Genomic DNA, 4402 nt, shown 5'->3' with positions numbered 1-4402 from the left:
TGTATGGCCAGTGAGGGCCCCTTCGCGAGCAGGCTCGCTCCCACATTGGATCAGGGTACCCAATCCATTGTGGGAGCGAGCCTGCTCGCGAATGAGACAACTCGGTCTATCGATCAGTCGGAGTTCTGCGGATTCAACCAGCCGCGCACCCGGCGGACCAACTGTTCCTGCTCAGCCTTCTTGTCCGGCAACGCTTGCAATGCCACCTGGCTAAACGCCGAGGTCTTCAACCGCTTGCTCGCCTGCATACGCTCCAGCGCCGCAATGCGATCCAGCGCTTTGTCCATGTAGAAAATATCTGCGGTCGGCAATTTCAATGTCGGTGTCAATTCCGCCAATGCCGGTTTGGCTTTGGCCGGTGTCTGCGCATCGACCATTACAAACTTCTCCACCTGCGCGGTCTGCTTCTCGCTGAGATAACGCGCCGCCCAATAAGCCCCGGTGCCATGCCCGAGCACGACAATGCTGCGCGCGCTCTGCTGTTCGGCGTAGGCAATGGCCGCGTCGATGCGGGCGAAGATGCGCTCGCCGTCAGCCTTTTCCTGTTCTTCCACGGTGTCGGCCGCAACTTGATCGACAACTTCGGCTTCACCGCCGGCGGCCTGCTCGATCGGTTGTGCGGTGGTGGCATCCTTGCTGCCGGTTTCCGGCGCTTTCGGCGCGGCGATGGGCTCGACGACGCGCGGTGCGATGGCATCGCTTTGCAGATCGGGCAGGGTGATACTCAGGCTGCTCCACTTGGCGTCGGGCAATTTCTGCCGCAACGGGCCGATTGCTTGCGGCCAGTCAGCGGTTTCGCCGGCGCCGGGGATGATAATCACCGCGCCCTTGGGTTCGGCGGTGTTGGCGGTTTTCCACAGGGCGAGGAAGGTGTCGCTGCCGGCCTGCAACTGTTGCTGCTCTTGCGCCGGAACCGTACGGCCGAGTGCGGCGGCTTCTTCCTGACTACGCTCAAGCAGTGGCTGGCGTTCAGCGGGTTTCGCTTCGGCAGGTTTTTCCGCTGAGGCGGCAGGCGCCGGATCGGCGGCTTCGACGGAAAACGCACAAGGCAGGATCAGCGACAGGCACAATGCTGGCATTGCCAGGCGGTAGACAGAGGGCATCGGTTATTCCAGGCCAGAAATGTATCCCGGCAGCCTAATGGGTTGGTCAGAATTTGTCAGTGTAAGAGACTTCAATGAAGCGATTTTGCTGCCTCTGGTTTATCGGCTGGTTGTGCTTTCCCTTGATCGCCTGGGCGGTGCCTGAGCCGTCGGCGCACGCTGCGCAATTGACGGCGGGCCAGCAACAGTGGCTGGCGCAACACAAAGAGCTGCGCGTCGGTCTGGTGTTGCAGGCGCCGTTTGCGCAATACGACCGGCGTTTGCAAAAGCTGTCCGGGGCCAATGTCGAGTTGATGAAGTCGCTGGCCAAGGTGCTCAATGTCGAACTGAGCTGGCGCAATTTTCAAGACCTCGCGCAACTGGAAGCCGCGGTGCGCGAAGGTGAAATCGACATCGCCCCCGGCCTGATGCAAACCCCGAGCGCGCTGCGTCTCTGGCAGTTTTCCGACCCCTACATGCGCGTGCCGCAACTGGTGGTCAGCGATCAGAAAGCCAGCGGCACGATCGATCTGGAAAAACTCGACAGCCAGACCCGCGTCGCCGTGCGCATGCCCAGCGCGACCGCCGATTACCTGCGCGGCAACTATCCCCACCTCAATCTGCAAGGCGTGCCGCTGGAACGTCAGGCGTTGCAGTTGCTGTTGAGTCAGCAGGCGTCCTACGCGGTGGTCGATGAAGCGCAACTGGGGCGACTGTCGGTAGAGCCGGAATTTGCCGAACTGGTGGTGGTTGGCGATATCGGTCTGCCGCAATTGTTGCGGGTTGCTTCGCGACGGGATTGGCCGGAACTGGCCGGCATCGTCCAAAGCGCTTTGCGCGCGATCCCGGCGAAAGATCTGGAGCGCCTGCACAATCAATGGCTGCAACCGAAATACCCGCGATTGTCGGAGTCGCCGGGCTTCTGGCAAAACCTCGCGCTGTTGTTTGCGGTGATGTTGCTCAGTTGCGTGGCCATCGTGTTCTGGCAGCGGCGCCAGCAGCACAGTCTCGAACAACGTTTGCTCGCCGCCCGTGAAGACATTGCCTTGCGCGCCGCCAGCGAAGAAGCGCTGCGGCTGACGCAATTTTCCATCGATCAAAGCACCGTCGGCATCCTCTGGGTCAACTGGGACAGCCATGTGCGCTACGCCAATCGCGCGGCGGAAAACATGCTCGGTTATCCCTCGGGCGGGTTGATCGAGCGGCCGCTGATCGACTTCGAACCGGGTCTGCACATGGATCGCTGGCTCAATCTCTGGAAGCGTGCGCGAGCGAGCGAGGAAGGGCCGTTGAGTTTTGAAACCAGTTGCTTGCGTGCCGACGGCAGTATTTTGCCAGCGGATGTGTCGCTGAGTTTTCTGCGTTTTCGCGACAGTGAATACCTGGTGGTCTACCTCACCGACGTCACCGACCGTCGTCGCGCACTGGCCGCGTTGCAGGAAAGTGAGGCGCGCCTGCAAGGCATCGCCGCCAACGTGCCGGGATTGGTGTTCCGGCTGGAGCGCGCGCCGGTGACCGGGCAGATCGACTTTGCCTACATCAGCGAGGGTAGCGAAAGTCTGGTCGGCTACGCGCCGGCCGCCATCGCCCATCGCGACATGGGCCTGCGCAGTCTGGTGCACCCGGACGACAAGGCCAGTTATCACCGCACCCAGGATCAAGCGCTGGACACCGACAGCGACTGGTCGTGGCAGGGCAGAATTGTTACGCGACAGGGGCAGCAGCGCTGGGCCGAAATCAAGGCGATCACCCGGCAACTGGAGGATGGCGCGTACGTCTGGGACGGGATCGTCTGGGACATCACCGAGAGCAAACGCATCGAACTGGAACTGGCCGATTCTCGTGAACAGCTGCGCGAACTGTCGGCGCACCTTGAAAGCGTGCGCGAAGAAGAGAAGGCGCGCATCGCCCGCGAAGTGCACGATGAGCTGGGGCAGATGCTCACGGTGCTGAAACTGGAGACATCGATGTGCGAATTGGCCTACGCGCAACTCGACCCCGGTCTGAACGAACGGCTCAACAGCATGAAGCGCCTGATCGCCCAGTTGTTTCAGTTAGTGCGTGATGTGGCGACGGCGCTGCGGCCACCAATTCTGGATGCCGGGATTGCCTCGGCGATCGAATGGCAGGCGCGGCGATTTGAAGCGCGGACGCAGATTCCCTGTCTGGTGCAGGTGCCGGAGAATCTGCCGGCGCTGAGTGATGCCAAGGCGATCGGGTTGTTCCGGATTTTGCAGGAAGCGCTGACCAACGTGATGCGTCATGCTCAGGCGCATACTGTGGAGCTGACGCTGGCGCTGGAGGGCGATGAGTTGTGCCTGACAGTCGCCGATGATGGCGTAGGATTTGTCGCCGCTACGGGTAGGCCGACTTCGTTTGGTTTGGTCGGCATGCGCGAGCGGGTGCTGATCATGGGTGGGCGGTTGGTGCTGGAGAGTGAGCCGGGGGAGGGTACTAGTCTTAAAGTGTGGGTGCCGCTGGATCGCTAAAAGATCGCAGCCTTCGGCAGCTCCTACAGGGTGAGTGCGATCAATGTAGGAGCTGCCGCAGGCTGCGATCTTTTGCCCTTAAAAACAACGACCGAGGAGAGTGCAAGTGATCCGTGTACTGGTAGCCGAAGACCACACCATCGTCCGTGAGGGCATCAAGCAATTGATCAGCCTGGCCAAGGATCTGCAAGTGGTGGGCGAGGCGAGCAATGGCGAACAACTGCTCGAAACCCTGCGCCATGTGCCGTGCGAAGTGGTGCTGCTCGATATTTCCATGCCCGGGGTCAACGGCCTCGAAGCGATCCCACGGATCCGCGCACTGAACAATCCGCCGGCGATTCTGGTGCTGTCGATGCATGACGAAGCGCAGATGGCAGCTCGCGCATTGAAAGTCGGTGCGGCCGGCTATGCAACCAAGGACAGCGATCCGGCGCTGTTGCTCACGGCGATCCGCAAGGTCGCGGCGGGTGGGCGTTACATCGACCCGGATCTGGCGGATCGGATGGTTTTCGAAGTCGGCCTGACCGATGCCAGGCCATTGCACTCTCTTCTCTCCGAACGTGAATTTTCAGTGTTCGAGCGCCTAGCCCAAGGCGCCAACGTCAACGACATCGCCCAGCAACTGGCGCTAAGCAGCAAAACCATCAGCACCCACAAGGCGCGGCTGATGCAAAAGCTCAACATCACCTCGCTGGCCGAACTGGTCAAATACGCGATGGAACACAAACTCCTCTGATCAGCACTGTTCCCCTGTGGGAGCGAGCCTGCTCGCGAAAGCGGTGTATCAGTCACTGAATAAGCTGAATGACCCACCGCATTCGCGAGCAGGCT

General features: G+C 61.0%; 3 protein-coding genes. 2 read left to right on the top strand and 1 reads right to left on the bottom strand.

The window, feature by feature from the left end:
• Positions 1 to 113: 113 nt before the first annotated feature.
• Positions 114 to 1103 carry an alpha/beta hydrolase family protein gene (locus QMX93_RS29870; RefSeq protein WP_282359163.1) on the bottom strand — a complete coding sequence of 330 codons (990 nt, stop codon included), beginning with the start codon at positions 1101 to 1103 and terminating at the stop codon, positions 114 to 116.
• A gap of 74 nt (positions 1104 to 1177) precedes the next feature.
• On the opposite strand from QMX93_RS29870, the gene QMX93_RS29865 reads away from it, so the two are divergent.
• Both QMX93_RS29865 and QMX93_RS29860 read left to right on the top strand, forming a co-directional pair.
• Positions 1178 to 3571 (top strand): sensor histidine kinase, encoded by a 2394-nt coding sequence (locus QMX93_RS29865; RefSeq protein ID WP_282359162.1) that lies wholly within the window; start codon positions 1178 to 1180, stop codon positions 3569 to 3571.
• A gap of 106 nt (positions 3572 to 3677) precedes the next feature.
• On the top strand, positions 3678 to 4307 hold the full coding sequence (locus QMX93_RS29860) for a response regulator transcription factor (RefSeq protein WP_282359161.1): 630 nt from the start codon (positions 3678 to 3680) through the stop codon (positions 4305 to 4307).
• Positions 4308 to 4402: the final 95 nt, after the last annotated feature.

Source organism: Pseudomonas sp. PS01303, assembly GCF_029959385.1.
Classification (GTDB): domain Bacteria; phylum Pseudomonadota; class Gammaproteobacteria; order Pseudomonadales; family Pseudomonadaceae; genus Aquipseudomonas; species Aquipseudomonas rustica.
Note: the sequence above shows the minus strand (reverse complement) of the source record. Positions and strands in the feature narration are given on the sequence as shown.